The sequence below is a fragment of the Bremerella sp. P1 genome (assembly GCF_028748185.1).
GTDB lineage: Bacteria > Planctomycetota > Planctomycetia > Pirellulales > Pirellulaceae > Bremerella.
On the sequence record NZ_CP118164.1, the window covers coordinates 4,513,189 to 4,527,224 of the forward strand.

Annotated in this window: 11 protein-coding genes; 3 read left to right on the forward strand and 8 right to left on the reverse strand. The window is 54.7% G+C overall.

Annotated features, from left to right (window positions below; genetic code table 11):
- Positions 1-54: 54 nt before the first annotated feature.
- From PSR63_RS18995 to PSR63_RS19005, 3 genes are read left to right on the forward strand one after another with little or no spacing between them, the layout of a single operon-like run.
- A complete protein-coding gene (locus tag PSR63_RS18995; protein WP_274327256.1) occupies positions 55-2,475 on the forward strand; it encodes a DUF1592 domain-containing protein in 2,421 nt (806 codons plus the stop codon).
- Positions 2,476-2,527: 52 nt separating this feature from the next.
- Entirely contained in the window at positions 2,528-3,871 is a 1,344-nt protein-coding gene (locus PSR63_RS19000; protein WP_274327257.1) for a DUF1552 domain-containing protein, read from the forward strand.
- The gene (locus PSR63_RS19005) at positions 3,868-5,145 is read left to right on the forward strand and encodes a hypothetical protein (RefSeq protein ID WP_274327258.1); all 1,278 of its coding nucleotides are present in this window, start codon (positions 3,868-3,870) and stop codon (positions 5,143-5,145) included. Before PSR63_RS19000 ends, PSR63_RS19005 begins: the two co-directional genes overlap by 4 nt.
- Before the next feature lie 368 nt (positions 5,146-5,513).
- Here the strand turns inward: PSR63_RS19005 and ccoS are convergent, their stop codons facing one another.
- Genes ccoS through ccoN form a run of 8 tightly spaced genes read right to left on the reverse strand, consistent with a single transcriptional unit; the run spans position 5,514 to position 13,754 of the window.
- Positions 5,514-5,669, reverse strand: a complete 156-nt coding sequence (gene ccoS, locus PSR63_RS19010) for a cbb3-type cytochrome oxidase assembly protein CcoS (protein ID WP_274327259.1) — start codon at positions 5,667-5,669, stop codon at positions 5,514-5,516.
- Positions 5,666-8,158, reverse strand: coding sequence for a heavy metal translocating P-type ATPase (locus PSR63_RS19015; RefSeq protein WP_274327260.1), 2,493 nt, complete (start codon positions 8,156-8,158; stop codon positions 5,666-5,668). Before PSR63_RS19015 ends, ccoS begins: the two co-directional genes overlap by 4 nt.
- Before the next feature lie 4 nt (positions 8,159-8,162).
- The gene (locus PSR63_RS19020; RefSeq protein WP_274327261.1) at positions 8,163-8,948 is read right to left on the reverse strand and encodes a sulfite exporter TauE/SafE family protein; all 786 of its coding nucleotides are present in this window, start codon (positions 8,946-8,948) and stop codon (positions 8,163-8,165) included.
- A 2-nt stretch (positions 8,949-8,950) separates the two neighbouring features.
- The gene (locus PSR63_RS19025; RefSeq protein WP_274327262.1) at positions 8,951-9,196 is read right to left on the reverse strand and encodes a FixH family protein; all 246 of its coding nucleotides are present in this window, start codon (positions 9,194-9,196) and stop codon (positions 8,951-8,953) included.
- The gene (gene ccoG / locus PSR63_RS19030) at positions 9,175-10,566 is read right to left on the reverse strand and encodes a cytochrome c oxidase accessory protein CcoG (protein WP_274327263.1); all 1,392 of its coding nucleotides are present in this window, start codon (positions 10,564-10,566) and stop codon (positions 9,175-9,177) included. The genes PSR63_RS19025 and ccoG overlap by 22 nt, the downstream gene beginning before the upstream one ends.
- Complete coding sequence (locus tag PSR63_RS19035; protein WP_274327264.1) at positions 10,559-11,245, reverse strand: cbb3-type cytochrome c oxidase N-terminal domain-containing protein; 687 nt, start codon at positions 11,243-11,245, stop codon at positions 10,559-10,561. Before PSR63_RS19035 ends, ccoG begins: the two co-directional genes overlap by 8 nt.
- Positions 11,242-11,415, reverse strand: coding sequence for a hypothetical protein (locus PSR63_RS19040; RefSeq protein WP_274327265.1), 174 nt, complete (start codon positions 11,413-11,415; stop codon positions 11,242-11,244). Before PSR63_RS19040 ends, PSR63_RS19035 begins: the two co-directional genes overlap by 4 nt.
- A gap of 11 nt (positions 11,416-11,426) precedes the next feature.
- Positions 11,427-13,754, reverse strand: coding sequence for a cytochrome-c oxidase, cbb3-type subunit I (gene ccoN, locus PSR63_RS19045; protein WP_274327266.1), 2,328 nt, complete (start codon positions 13,752-13,754; stop codon positions 11,427-11,429).
- Between the last annotated feature and the right edge of the window lie 282 nt (positions 13,755-14,036).

Sequence of the window (14,036 nt, forward strand, 5' to 3'; positions counted from 1 at the left end):
CCTACCTAGCAACCACGATTCGTGATCCTTCCTACCTCGAACCAGGCCTCCCGAATGCGTTTATTGTTCATCACGCTGGCATTCCTCGCCGGTGCGTCGATCGTTTCCGCCGCAGAACCATTTGAGGCATTTCTTCAGACGCACTGCATCCGTTGCCACGGTCCAGAAACTGTCGAGCGAGACCTGAGAATTGATAAGTTGTCGCGTGATTTCACATCGGGAAAGGATACGCATCTGTGGGCGGAGATCGTAGAACGAATTAACGCTGGCGAGATGCCGCCGGAGGATGAACCCCAACCAAGTGAAGACGACATTGCGAAGGTCATCGCACAGCTCGACACACGTATCCGGGAAGGGCGAGCGGCACGCATGGCCGCACGTCCGCCTGTGGCTCACTATCGGCTAAGTCGGCAGGAGTATCAGAACACGGTGTATGACCTGTTAGGCGTCCGCTACGATCCGGCCCAGCCAGGCGAGTTGAATGCGGATCCACTGTGGCACGGCTTCGAGCGGATCGGTTCGCAGCTCTCACTGTCTCCTTCCCATGTCGAGCGGTACTATCGCGCTTCTGAAATCGTTTTGAGCCGCGCGTTTCCGGAGAAGCCAGTCGAGTCGCAGACGGTTCGCAAAACAGCGGCGGAAATTCGATATAACGGTGGCCAGCAACAGCAGGCCTATCTTGATCGCTTCGGGATCAAGCGACCGCTGCGTGCGTTGATCTTTCCTGGAAGAGAGTTGCAGGCCTTGCGCCCGAATTGGTTTGGTGCAGGTGCATCCCAAAGTGGTCTCTACCGAGCGAGGTTACAGGTCAGCGGTGTTCGTCCTCCTGGTGGACAAACACCTCACCTGCGTATTGGTAAACGCACCGGGGAAGGGACAAACGAAGGCCTGATCGAGTTGGATGTTCTGGCAACAGAAGACGAACCGGAAATTATTGAGTTCGAGGTATTTCTGGAAATGCCTACGAGTCTCGATTTCAACGTCGTTGTCACCGACATCATCTCGCGGGACAAAGGTGGCCATCATCGTAATATTCTCGGTGGATCTAACTATGTGTTCACGCATACCAGTGAAACGACTCTGCTGAATCCAACCGGCCCCAAGCTCTTCGACGAAGATGGCAACGGTATCTTCTCATTTGTGCTATTGGACTGGATTGAGTGGGAGGGCCCTGTCGAGAGTGAAGCCGAGCGGGCAACTCGTACGGATGTGCAGCCGTCTACAGATGCATCGCTGGCGGTTGTCACGCAGCATCTCAATCATTTCGCACAACGTGCCTGGCGGAGGCCAGTAACCGACGATGAGCTTCGTCCCTATTTGCATGCCTACGAGGCCGAGCTGGCCGCTGGCGAAGATATGACTTCGGCTTACCAGATTGCGCTGTTGGGTGTTCTTAACAGCCGTAATTTTACCTATCTTGTCGAAGGAGATGCCAAGTCCCGCGATCGACTTAACGATTGGGAACTGGCCTCGCGACTGTCGTATTTCCTCTGGAGCTCGATGCCCGATCAGGCCTTGTTCGATGCGGCCGCCCAAGGGAAGCTAACCAACGACCAGCTTGCCGACCAGGTCGATCGTATGCTTGCCGATCCGAAGATCGACCGGTTCGTCGAGGATTTCCCTCGTCAGTGGCTACAGTTGCATCGGTTGGGAATGTTTCCGCCGGATGGCAAGTTATATCCGGATTACGACGTTTGGCTGGAAGCGAGTATGCGGGAAGAGGTAGTTCAGTACTTTCGCGAAGTCTTCGCGAAAAACCTGAGTATTGATCGCTTTATCACATCGGACTGGACGATGGCCAATTCGCGGCTCTGCGAATTCTATGGCATCCCTGCACCGCAAAAGTCAGGCGTACAAAAGGTGTCGCTACGACCCGAAGACCATCGTGGTGGGCTGCTAACGATGGGCGCGATATTGGGACTGACCTCGGACGGTACGCGGCATCGTCCCGTTCACCGTGGTGTATGGGTCAGCGAAGCAATCTTTGGCAAGACTCCGCCTCCACCACCGGCGAATGTCGATCCTATCGAACCCAATCCGCCGGACAGCCCAAAAGCGACCATCCGCCAGAAGATTAAGGCACATACCCAGAACGCGAACTGTGCTGCCTGTCATCGAAATATCGATCCGCTGGGATTGGCATTCGATCAGTTCGATGCGATCGGCCAGTGGCGCACCCACGAACGTGTTGAAAAAGGAACCGGTGCGGATCCGCCGGTTGATCCTAGTGGGGAAATGCCCGACGGTCGCACGTTCGCCGATGCCGATCAGTTCAAACAACTTGTGCTGGAAGATCGCGATCGCTTCCTCAGGGGAATGGTCGAACACCTTTGCTCGTACGGGTTACGTCGCGTGCTGACGGTCGATGATCAAGAACATATCGATGCGATCGTCGAAGAAGCAAAGCAGAACAATTATCAACTCAAAGACATCGTGCGGGCTGTCGCTTTGTCCGAGATCATGAAGAAGCGATAGAACTCCGGCAGGCTATCAAGAGCACCTAACTCAAACCTTAAAGAGCTAAACGATGACACCATCCTGGCATATCGACCGACGTCACGTCCTGCGTGGGCTTGGTAGTTTCATCACGCTCCCCGTGTTGAACTGCATGCGTCCCGCGTTTGGGGAAGAACTGGAATCGCCGCGGCGGAGTGCGTTTATCTACATCCCCAACGGCGTCAACACGCTGGACTATCAGATCACCACGCCTGGAGAAGATTACACCCTTTCGCGTTCGCTCCAGCCGCTGGAGAAGCATCGCGGCGTCATCACACCGATCAGCGGTCTGCACCATCCAGGCGGTCTCGGTCATCATCACAATTGCCAAAAAATCTGGCTCACCGGTGGCCAACTCGGTCCAACGGATCGCAACACCATATCTGTCGACCAGAAGATGGCCCAGGTAACTTCACCGCATACTCGTTTTCATTCGCTTGAGATCGCCAACAAGGGCGAGTCGCTGGCCTGGACTGAAGACGGAATCCGGCTGCCGGGCATGAGCCGATGCAGTGAGATCTTCGCTTATCTGTTTGAAGAACCTAAGAACGGTACCGCTGCTCAGCGGCGTGCCTTGCGTCGAAAGAAGAGCGTGTTGGACGCCAACTTGGAAGAAGTTCGCTCCCTCGAAAGAAAGATGGGGAGTGAAGACAAGGGGCGCATGAACCAATACCTGACGGCCGTACGCGAGACCGAAGTTCGCGCCAGAAGAGCGGATGCCTGGCTCGATGTTCCACGTCCGGAAATCCTGGAACAGGATCGCCGTCGTACCGACCGAGAAGTACCGCAAACTCAGGCAGGCGATTACTTCCGCACGATTTACGATCTGATCGTGCTCGCGTTCCAGACGGATGCTACTCGGGTTGTTACGTTCAGTAGCGGTATCGAAGGACAAGGCCTGCCGATTCCTGAACTAGGGATTTCGCAGTCGCGACACGAACTAAGCCATCACAATGGCGATCCCGGGCACATGGAAAAGCTCACCCAGAGCGACACGTTTAGTGTCGAGCAGTTTAGCTACTTCCTAACTCGTTTAGCCGAGACGCCTGATCTCAACGGTCGCCCATTACTCGAAACAACCATGTCCTTGTTCGGTAGCGGAATGGCATATGGTCACGGCCATGGTAACGCCAATCTTCCGCTTGTCTTGGCAGGGGGAACAGGTTGCGGCCTGAAGCATGGTCGTCACATCGATATGAACCAAGGGCACTTCGATGGCTACGAACTAGACACGCCTGGCAAGCACTATCACCTCTGTAGTCGCCCGGTCAACACGAACGCCCACATGAGTAATCTTCTACTGACGATGGCACAAAAGATGGGTGTCGAGGAAGAACGCTTTGGTGACAGCAATGCGGAATTGGAACTAGGATGAATCGACTGACCAAACCTGGCGAAGCTCCCCAACAAGTAAGTCGTGCCGGTTACATGCGTGAAAGTGTTCCGAGGCAGACTCTTATTGTTTTTGCTTTGACAGCCTGCTCGCTTCTATCAATCGTTGGTAGTCTCGGTGCCGAAGAGCCGTTTCGTCCATCGCCGGAGAAGTTTCCGCCGATGGATGAGGCCAAGGCTTACCGAGGTGAATTGGTGTTTGTGGATCACGTGAACCGACGTGGCAGCCTACGGTTGCATGTGGACGACCACTATCATGAAGGACGCCTTCACCACTTTGCCATGCTTCCTTACGGCGAAATCTACTATCATGGTGCCCCGGCCGACCTGCGTGATATTCCGATCGGGACGGTGATGTACGGACGCTTCTACTTACCGCCTGACCCGAAGACTTCCGCAGTACCCAACGTGACTGGAAATCACGTGACTTCCCCGCGTGAGAACCATGCAATTCTGCTGGAAGATGGTCCGAGTTTGTGTCTTCGTGAAGGAAAGGCTTGGAAGCTAAAGGAAGTGAATCTTCATGGCTCGGAAGGTGAACTGGTTGCGAGTCTAGACCGAAGCGAGGGAGGAGACGGACTGGGCGGCGAGCATAAGTTTACCATCGACGGCTCGACGCGTATCTGGCGAGGCCGCGAGCTACTTGGTCTCAAAGATCTTGTGGCAGAAGAAACTTGGCCTGCCAACGGACAGAAGCAGTTCGATGGCCAGGCTGTTCAGCTCGCGCTTGCCTGGCATCCGCGATACCTCTATCAGCAGTTTCACGTGGCCGACATTTGGCTCGACGAGACGGCCATTAAGGTGGCCGCCGAGCGTCAACGCGGTCGACATGTCCGACACATTCGTACGCGTTGGATGCCGGCCCGCGTCGAAGAAATCCAGTACGGCAAATTCGGTCAGGCAACCGTGACCGCAACCTTGTTCGGTGGAATGGACGAGTCGCTCTATGCCGACTTCAAGCCAGGCATTGGTGGCAAGATGGCTGCCGCGGAAGCCACCCTGCGTACTTGGTGGCCTGACCATGACGGCATGGATGGGAAGATCGTTTCGGTCGAGAAGGTGGAAGACAATCCAGCGACTGGCAGTAGCGGGATTCAAATTCAGTTCGAGGTTCCGCTCATACTCGAGGGTTTCCGTCCGGGTCGTGTTGTTCGGGTCCGACCTCAGAGCTGGCCCAACGTCAAACCGCCGGTCGAGGAACGTGTCCGCAGTTTCGAGGACCGCTGGCCAAGTTCCGACTTGTTCCAAAACAAATAACGGGAACCTCTACGGGCAGCCTAGTAGAACGCTACTTGCCCGTGACTGCTTCAGAAGTCTATTTGCGCAACAAGAGAAGCGTCTTGCGGCCGATTGGTAAAAGCGACGAAGTTGCTTCGAATTTGTTTGATCGCCCTAGTTCTCCTGATGCATAATGCCGTGTTAGTGTTCTTTAGCCAACGACCAAAGCAAACAAGGACTCAAACATGGACATCGGCCATATTATCGCGCGGGCTATCCTGCGTCTTGATCTCGTAGGCAGAGATCTTGTTGACTATATCATGAAGATCTTCGCCGAAATGTAGTGTTTCGCTCTGTCTGAGCAGGCCATCTGGTCTAGCCGCTCCGCAGCCAAGCTTGATGCTTGCCTAGTGTTTCGATTTGACTTTGTCGTCTTCCAGAATGCGAACCGCAGGTGTCTGTAGGTCATCGAGTTGTCCCTCTCGGACCGACCACACGAACCCCACAACCGCCAGCGCGGCCATGAAAAGTGCGATCGGTAGGGCGATGTAGATTACGCTCATGGTTTTGCCTGTAGGTGAATGTTTGTCGTTCTAAATGCCCTGTTCGAGGCAGCCACGGCCAGCACCGAAAGTGAACTGATGGGCATCAAGATCGCAGCGAGGATCGGATTGATCATCCCCGACATCGCCAACAACACGGCAAACGCGTTGTAGCAAAGCGATATGGCAAACGTGGTGTGAATCGTGTTCAGGGTTTGTTTGGATCCGGTGATGGCGTCTAGAATGGACTGGACGCCGTCGCGAGTTAGATAGACGTTTGCCGCCTTGAGACTGGCCTCGGCTCCCCCTTTGACTGCGATACCGACCGATGCCGCGGCCAGTGCCGCGCTGTCGTTCACGCCGTCGCCGACCATTGCCACCGTCTGGGATGCCGTGGAATTCTGAATGACGGCAAGCTTCTGCTCAGGCGTCAGGTTGCCGCGGATGTTTTTCTCCGCGATGCCAATCTCTTTTCCCACGTGCGAAGCCACATCTTGGTGATCGCCGGAAAGGATGCCAACTTCCCAGCCCAAGCGGGCAAGCTCTGCAATCGTCGCCTTCGCGTCGGATCGAATGTGATCACCTAAGGCAGCCACTGCGACGACTTCATGATTTCGGACGACAAGGACGGTTGTCAATCCGCGATGGTTGAAGTGCTGAATCGTTGCTAGGAAGTCGTCGGTGATGTAGGTGGATGTGTCGTCGAGCAGCTTTTCAGAACCTACTTGAATGACTTGGCCCTGAACCATGGCTTGAATTCCGATGCCAGGGATAACGAGGAAGTCGTTCAACGCCGACTGCGGTAGGCGGTCCGCTTCCGCAACGTTCATATCGCTGATCAAAGCCGACGCGATCGGATGGACCGTTTGTCGCTCCAGCAGTTCGATCGCAGGTTGTATGTCGTGATCTCCGACGAACTCGACCAGTCGCATGCGACCCTCGGTTAAGGTTCCGGTTTTGTCGAGCCAGATCATGCCGGGTCGGGCCAGGGACTCGAACACTTCCCCCGACTTGACCAGGATTCCTCGGGCGGCGGCCCTTCCCTGGGCAAACGCGACAGAAAATGGAGTTGCCAGGCCCAATGCACAGGGGCAGGCAACAATCAGTAAGGCCATCGCGTGGTTGATGGCAACTTCCATGCCTGATGACGCCCAGAGTGCCACCGTCACCGCGGCGAGGATTAGCACGATGCCGACAAAGTAATTTCCGATTCGATTGGCGAATTGAACAATCGGTGTTCGGCTACGAATTTCTTCATCCACGAGTTCGCAAATCTTGCCAATCCGTGTATCGGTTCCGACCAGAGCCGTTTCCACTACGATCGAACTGCTGATATTGGTACTACCGCTGTAGACACGGTTTCCCTGCTTGGCCGCAATTCCACGTGATTCGCCTGTCAAAATCGAAAGATCAACCAGCGTGGAACCACTGACGAGATTTCCATCCACAGGAATCACGTCCCCAGCCCGAACATGGATCCAGTCTCCCGGCTGAATCGCTTCGATGGGAACCGATTCTGTAGTCGCATCCGGTTCAGGACGGATAAAACGCGTTACCGCACGAGGAAGCATTGCGTGTAGCAGGGAGACCTGTCGAATCGCTTGACGCTGCTTCCCATATTGAATGTGCCGACCGACCAGCAGCAGAAAGACCAAAACGGTGAGCGAGTCAAAGTAGATTTCGCCCCGCTGCAAAATAGTATTCGCGAGTCCCATGGCAGCGCCGGCTGATAACCCTAAAGCAACCGGCAAGTCCATATGCGATGTGCGTGTGCGGATGGCCTGCCAAGCCCCGCGAAAGAATACGGATCCTGGCCATGCCAGGCTAACGAAGGCCAGTCCAGCACTAGTCCAACGAAACAAGTGTAGGAACTCGCTGCTCATTCCGGTGAACCAGCCGAAATAAAGAGCCACCGCTACCAGCATCGTATTCCCGGCACAGGCACCAGCAATCGCCAGGCGAATAAGTTGCCGATGCGACTCATCGCGTTCGAGCTTCTCACGTTTGTCGGCCAAGGGAGGAAACGGCGGGTAGCCGAGCCGATCCAGGGTGTCGGCAATTTGCGAAAGGCGAGTTGACGCACCAAGCCATTCGATTGTTACCGTCATCGCGGTCAGGTTCATCCGCGTCGTGATGACAGCGGGAAGAAATTCGGGGAGCTTCTCAATCACAAAGAGACAACTGGCACAATGCACACCACCGAGAAGAAACTTCGTGCGAAAGACGCCTGGCGAGATCTCTCGTACGTACTTTTCCTGGTAGGCAGGATGATCGAGGTGCTCGTAGCTTTGAGCTGCCGATTGCTTTTTGACTGCGTTTCTCGACTGCTCTAAGAACTCTGGATCGAACCCGTCAAACTCTTGCAGAATCCGATACGCCGTCTCACATCCATGGCAGCAGAATTGCTCTTCACTTTGATCGACAACCAAGTGCGCGGGTACCGGCAGACCGCAGTGCGTGCACTCCGTTTCAATCTGCGGCGATCGGACTTCTTGAGATTTGACAATCATGGTGCTAATCACACGTCGTTTCGCAGTGGCAGCAGGGCAGGGGAGTCGTGCTGGCCTCGTGGATGGCATCGGTGGTCGTCTTCGACTGCGACAGGTTGACTTCCAGCGAGTCGAAAACGGCCTGGGCACGAACCGACAGGGTGAATACGCCACTAACAATCAGCAGCACGGCCGTCGCCATGGGTAACCATTTCTTCCACGGCTGCGAAAGCTTCTGAATACCGAAGACGAATACCGAGAGCAGCGGAATCGTTCCCAGCCAGAAGATCAGCATGACTGCGAGGCCCGTCCAAGGGCTGGAAGTGCCCAGGGCGATCAGGACAAATGCGTACAGCCAACCGCACGGAAGCCACGCCGTGATACCGCCGATAGCAAAAGCTCGCGTGCTTCCCGATAAGTGTCCAGTCCAGCGAAAGGCCTTCTGGACCAGACTTCCCACTTTCTCCGGTAGGGAAAAGTGAAGCGATCCTAGGCGGGAAAATCTCAAGATCGCAAACAGGCCGTAAGCGATCATGAGCGAGCCCGTGATCCATGCCGCGAGTCGCTGAAGGCCCAAGGCACTACCGCCAACATCGACCAGCGATCCCGCGCCGCCTGCGATCAGGCCTAGCAGAAGGTAGGTCAGCAGACGTCCTACATGGTAGTTTCCGACGGCGAATGATCGCTTGACGAAGCTCGACGACTCGGACTGACCGGCAAGAATGGCGAACGGTCCGCACATGCCAACGCAGTGTCCACTGCCGGCGAGGCTCGCGGTAAGAATGATCAGGCCGATCGAAACTGCTTCCATGGTTACTTTGCGTGGGTTGAGTTCGGTTGAATCGGTGACGCGTTTTCATAGTGCACGGCTTTCTCGTAATAGTCCGGCAGGACGTTAGTCGCCTCGGATTGGACGGCTAAGATAGCCGCGACAACGCACATCACGATCTGCATCACGAGCAATCCGATGACAACGCCTCCCCACAGCCACTTCGCGTTTACTTCCGCGATCGCGGTCTCAACCGATTGGGGTGTTTCTAAGGTCCGAAGATTTGACATTCGATACTCCGTACATCGCTGGATTGTGTACTTTGAATTTGAATCGTGGCGCGAATCTTGCCTACCTGGAAGTCGGAGCGATTCGCGATCACAACGACAGGAATCGTCTTCGTTGCTTTCGGACCAAGGACCACTTCCTCGGCAATATCCAACTGCAACGTTTCCGGCAGAATGGTGACATTCAGCCGATCTTCGGTTTCCAGGCGATTCACAATCTTCAATTGCAACGCATTTTCGACGTGGCCGTCCTGGGCAATCGAAAAGGGAATGCCCACGCCACGAATTAATGTGACATCAAATGTTTTCTTATTGGCGAACGTGACGACCATGATCGAGATCACGATCGCAAGCAGGGCTGGATAGACGATGACGCGGGGGCGAAGAAACTTTTGCTTTCCACCTTCGATCGCATCCTGGCTGGAGTAGCGAATCAATCCAGTCGGCTTATTAATCTTGGTCATGATTTCGTCGCACGCATCGATACACTGCGTGCAATGAACGCATTCCATCTGCAGCCCGTCACGGATATCGATTCCGGTCGGACAAGTTCGCACACAAAGACCACAGTCGATACAGTCTCCCTTTTGATCCACCGGATCCGAAACAATCGGCAGTTCGTTCTTGCGTTTTCCGCGTGGTTCACCTCGCAGGGTATCGTAGGCAACGATCAGCGAGTTGCGATCCAGCAGGACCGATTGAAATCGCCCGTAGGGGCAAGCAATTAGGCACAGCTGCTCACGGAAGAATACGAAGTCGAACATCATGAGTCCGGTGGTCAGTCCCATTACAAGGAATGGTCCCGGATGCTCGACAGGGGACTGCTGGACCCATTGGCTCAGCCTTTCGACGCCCACAAAATACGCCAGGAAAGTATGGGCCAATCCCATCGAGAGAACGAGATAAACCGCATACAACGCGACGCGTCGGTATGCCGGGACTTTGCGACTGGGGACGCCACCACGCCCGCTGGTTCCCAGAAAGAGGCGTTCCAGGGGACGATAGACGAATTCAAGATAGACCGTTTGGGGACATGCCCAACCACACCAGACTCTCCCGAACAGTGCGGTCAACAGGAAGATGGTCAGGAAGATGCCAATCATCAACAACGCGAGAAGCAGTGTATCGGTCGGCAAGAAAGTGTAGCCGAAGATCGTGAACTCGCGCTGCGTGATATCGAGCAGGATGCTCGGTTTCCCATTGATGTACAGGTGGGGCAAGCCCACGAAGATCGCGATCAACAGGAAACCGACAATGCGACGAAGGTACCAGTAGTGACCGCGCGAAAGACGCGGGAACAGCCAGCGACGTGAACCATCAGATTCCAACGTCGAAAGCACGTGTTCGTCAGGAGTTAAAAAGTCGTCACTCATTTTCGTCTGCCGGTTTGGCTGCTTCCTCTGCTGGGGCTTCTTCCGGAGCAGGTGCCGACGTGAGATCGGAAATCTCGTGAATCTCTCCCGGGATGGCCTTCATTCCGGCACCGGATGGTACCGAGCCCTGAAGCGAAAGCAAATATGACGACAACAAAACTACTTCATTAGGATGCAGCTTATTTTGCCAGGCTGGCATCGCATTGCCTGCTGCGCCGTTGTTAATCACCTTGGCGATGTCCTCAACCTTCTTGACGTTCTTCCATTTTTCGTCAGTCAAGTTAGGACCCACGCGACCTTCGGCCTTCGTGCCGTGGCAGGACGTACAATTGGTTTGAAACACGGCCTGACCGACCTTGAGCCATTTGGGATCGTCGGAAAATCGCAGAATGGTTTCCCGAGTGGGTTGCAGGTCACCGATCTCGGCAAACTGTTGTCGCAAGTTGGCTGCGAATGCGCGATCGTAGGCGGCGATGATCGAACGATTGGGCGTTATGCCGTTCTCGTAATAGATCCAGTAGCCAATCGACCACAGGATCGACAGGAAGAACAGCATCTTCCACCAACCAGGCATTGGGTTGTCAAACTCCTGAATGCCATCGTACGAATGATCGGTGAGAGGATCGTTCGGAATTGCCCCATCGTCACCAGGCGGCTTCGTTTCCGTGTTCATACTCATGAATTTCTCCGCTTGCCGTCGGTAAGGGGAATGTGTGCTTGAGAATCGATGGTCGATTTATCGGTTAACAAGGTGCGGATGGTGACTGCTACGAAGACGCCGAAGAAAAGTACCAACGCCGCCGAAGCAATCCAGCCGTACTCCACACTGTTGAGTAATTCGCGAATCATGTTAGGTATCCTTATTCGCTGGTAAGAGCGACATCCGCTGGGTTTTCTGGTTCTGCTTGATCATTGGACTCTTCTTCCGAAGTCGGTGGAGCCTTGAACAAGTCGGTACCCAAACGCTGGAGATAGGCGATCACCGCCACAACCTTTTTCGACTCCATGCCCTCAGGACCATTTTGCTGAACGATTTCATCGGCAATCTGTTTTGCCTGGGCCTTGGCCAGGTCGATCGAGTTGGTCAACTCATCTTCGCTGTAAGGAGCCCCCAGGTAGGCTGCTGCCTGAATGCGTTCGGGAATGGTCTTGAAGTTCAAGTCCTGCGTTTCAAAGTGCGGGTAGCTGGGCATAATCGAGCCCTTCACGAATTCGCCTGGATCTCGGAAGTGAAGGATATGCCAGACGTGCGATTGCCGACCCCCTTCTCGCGCGAGGTCAGGACCGATGCGGCGCGAGCCCCATTGGAATGGATGATCGTAGACGAATTCGCCTGGCTTCGAGTATTCGCCGTAGCGTTTCGTTTCCGCGACGATCGGGCGAATCATCTGCGAGTGGCAGTTGTAGCAACCTTCGGCGACGTAGATGTCACGTCCCGCCAGTTCCAACGGTGTATAGGGCTGCACCGATGGAATCGTGGGGACGTTAGAACGAATCAGGAACGTAGGAATGATTTCAAACAGCGACGCGGCAATGACCGCCAGAGCCACGAAGACGCTGAAGATAATCGGCTTGCGTTCCCAGCGACGATGCCATCCCAACTTGGTGAAGACGTCCAACTTCTTGGCGACTTCGAGAACCTGTTGCAGGTTCGACTCTTCCAGTGGGGCATCGACATAGTCGCGGCGTAGTGGGGCGGCCTGGTATTGAGGTTCGGCGTAGGCCGTCGGACGAGCACACCAAGTTTTGTAGACGTTGATCGATAACATCACGCCACCGCTGATGAAGCATGCTCCACCCAGCACACGAATCCAGTAGAACGGTGCCAGGTTGACGGTGGTCTCGATAAAGTTCGGGTACGACAAGTTCCCCATGTCGTTGATGGCAAACCAGAGCAGCCCCTGATAAACGCCGACGCCATAGATGGGAACGATATACAGCAGAATCCCGATCAGTCCCAACCAGAAGTGCCATTCGGCCAGCTTCTTGCTGTACAGCTCGGTCTGGAACACACGTGGCAACAGCCAATAGATCATGCCGAAGGTCATGAAACCATTCCAACCCAGTGCACCGCTATGGACGTGAGCAATGGTCCAGTCGGTGTAGTGCGAAAGGGAGTTCACGGCCTTCACCGAAAGCATGGGGCCTTCGAAGGTCGACATCCCATAGAAGGTGATACCCACGACGAAAAACTTCAGCACGGGATCTTCCGTCACTTTTCGCCAGGCACCCCGGAGTGTGAGAAGACCATTGATCATCCCACCCCACGATGGCATCCAAAGCATGATCGAGAAGATCATCCCTAGGGACGAAGCCCATTCAGGAATCGCCGTATAATGCAAATGGTGCGGGCCGGCCCAGATGTAAATGAAGACCAGCGACCAGAAGTGCAGAATACTGAGTTTGTACGAAAAGACTGGCCGATTAGCCGCCTTGGGCAGGAAGTAGTACATCAAGCCCAGGAACGGTGTCGTCAGGAAGAACGCCACCGCATTGTGGCCGTACCACCACTGCATGAACGCATCCTGAACGCCGGCATACACTGGGTAACTTTTGAACAGTCCAGTGGGGACGACCAGGTTATTGAAGATATGCAGCAACGCGACGGTAATGATGGTCGCGATGTAGAACCAGATTGCCACGTAAATGTGACGTTCCCGGCGTTTGATCAACGTCATAAAGAAGTTGACGCCGAAGAAGCCTGCCCAGACTACAGCGATCAGCAGATCGATGGGCCATTCCAGTTCGGCGTACTCTTTACTTTGCGTGATTCCCAGCGGCAAGGTGATCGCGGCACACAGGATGATCAGCTGCCAGCCCCAGAAATGGAGTTGGCTCAACGTATCGGACCACATCCGCGTCTTCAGCAGTCGCTGCGTCGAATAATAGATCGCCGCGAAAATCGAATTGCCTGCGAAGGCAAAGATTGCCGCGTTCGTGTGGAGAGGTCGTAATCGCCCGAAGGTCAAAAACTCGACGCCCATCGAAAGGGACGGTATGACCAGCTCCAGAGCGACGATCAACCCGACCAGGAATGCGACCATTCCCCAGATGACCGTCGCGGTCATAAACTGCCGGGTAATTCCATCGTCATAGGAAAAAGTTTCCAGATGACCGGTATCATCCTCAAGAGGTAGGTTCTTGACGTCATCGGCGGAATCACCGTGCACACTGTCAGAAGCACTCATCGCGTATCTCGTAAACTATTCCCAGTGGATTTGAATTCCCGTTGCACACCCGCTTTGGCAAGCGGTGTGCCAGAGACGTGCGACAGAACGTCACAGGGCAGAAATGCCTCACGCGATATTTCGCGAATTAAGTGCCTAAAATGAGCTGGCGTGGTTTGAAAACGCTTATGTGCCTAGTCAAAGCAGCGGAATGCAACCTAAACGGGGTGTCACAATCCGACCCTCCCAGCGGGAAGCCGCAGCGGGCAAAAGAAAAAGAATTTCTCCGGGCAGCAATGGAGT

Coding starts and splice junctions, on each gene's coding strand:
- ccoS (WP_274327259.1), bottom strand. CDS start 5,669: ATGAGCGTAATCTACATCGCCCTACCGATCGCACTTTTCATGGCCGCG.
- ccoG (WP_274327263.1), bottom strand. CDS start 10,566: ATGAGTGACGACTTTTTAACTCCTGACGAACACGTGCTTTCGACGTTG.
- PSR63_RS19020 (WP_274327261.1), bottom strand. CDS start 8,948: ATGGAAGCAGTTTCGATCGGCCTGATCATTCTTACCGCGAGCCTCGCC.
- PSR63_RS19005 (WP_274327258.1), top strand. CDS start 3,868: ATGAATCGACTGACCAAACCTGGCGAAGCTCCCCAACAAGTAAGTCGT.
- PSR63_RS19015 (WP_274327260.1), bottom strand. CDS start 8,158: ATGATTGTCAAATCTCAAGAAGTCCGATCGCCGCAGATTGAAACGGAG.
- PSR63_RS18995 (WP_274327256.1), top strand. CDS start 55: ATGCGTTTATTGTTCATCACGCTGGCATTCCTCGCCGGTGCGTCGATC.
- PSR63_RS19040 (WP_274327265.1), bottom strand. CDS start 11,415: ATGATTCGCGAATTACTCAACAGTGTGGAGTACGGCTGGATTGCTTCG.
- PSR63_RS19035 (WP_274327264.1), bottom strand. CDS start 11,245: ATGAGTATGAACACGGAAACGAAGCCGCCTGGTGACGATGGGGCAATT.
- ccoN (WP_274327266.1), bottom strand. CDS start 13,754: ATGAGTGCTTCTGACAGTGTGCACGGTGATTCCGCCGATGACGTCAAG.
- PSR63_RS19025 (WP_274327262.1), bottom strand. CDS start 9,196: ATGTCAAATCTTCGGACCTTAGAAACACCCCAATCGGTTGAGACCGCG.
- PSR63_RS19000 (WP_274327257.1), top strand. CDS start 2,528: ATGACACCATCCTGGCATATCGACCGACGTCACGTCCTGCGTGGGCTT.